We start from the raw sequence: 746 nt of genomic DNA, 5'->3' as shown, positions 1-746 counted from the left end.
GTCAGTTTGTTGCAGTTGCTTGAGGATTTCTTGCAGGTCTTGCTTTATTTGGGCGTTATAGGGTGTAAAGTCGCAGCGTAGCAAATAAGGTTGTTGAAGAGTTTTGTATCTTCCGTTTGGTAAGTCTACCAAGTCAAGGAAGTCTCGCAGGGTCGGGAATCTTCCTTTAAAGGTATCTTCTAAGAATTTCAATATTCCTGACGCAACAATCAGTGATTCGGCTTGCTCTTCCTCTAGTGTGTAGAGTCGCATTAAATTAACGACTACTGGCTGAAACTCGTATTCGGTTAAGTCCCAGCCAGTTTTACGGTAATTGCCTTTGAATATGGGTGAAATATCAATTGTGAACAGAGGCAGATATTTCAGCTTTTGCTCTTTTCCTTTACCGTTGATTCTATAAATTTGTGGGAAAGCAACCGCCATTTGAACATCATTTTTGTTACCTCTTTTGGCTGCTTGTTGCTGTTTCTGGAATTGCGTAAATATTTCGCTATCTAAAAGTAATTTGTTGCCAACCAGTTGCACTCCTTTATCTACTACTTTTGAATAGATATCTGAAGAACGCTCGACCTCGGCTTGAGTCAGTTCTTCTAATTTGATGTAGGCTAACCAAGCTTTTACTATCTGGATAAGTTTTTCTGACTCTAGCATGGAAACTTAAACCCTTTGAAAGGCACTCAAGCTTAGTATAAAAAATATTTCACTCTTCTGCTTTCTACATCTGGGGTTGAGTAGATGAAAGGAGT

Annotated in this window: 1 pseudogene; it reads right to left on the bottom strand. The window is 39.3% G+C overall.

The features are described 5' to 3' along the window. A pseudogene (locus ACM0OP_RS24260) lies at positions 1–651 on the bottom strand (DEAD/DEAH box helicase); the annotation flags it as partial. Positions 652–746 lie beyond the last annotated feature (95 nt).

The sequence above is a fragment of the Nodularia chucula CCY0103 genome, from assembly GCF_963923915.1.
Lineage (GTDB): Bacteria > Cyanobacteriota > Cyanobacteriia > Cyanobacteriales > Nostocaceae > Nodularia > Nodularia chucula.
The sequence above is the reverse complement of the archived record's forward strand: the minus strand, read 5'-3'. Positions and strand labels throughout refer to the sequence as shown.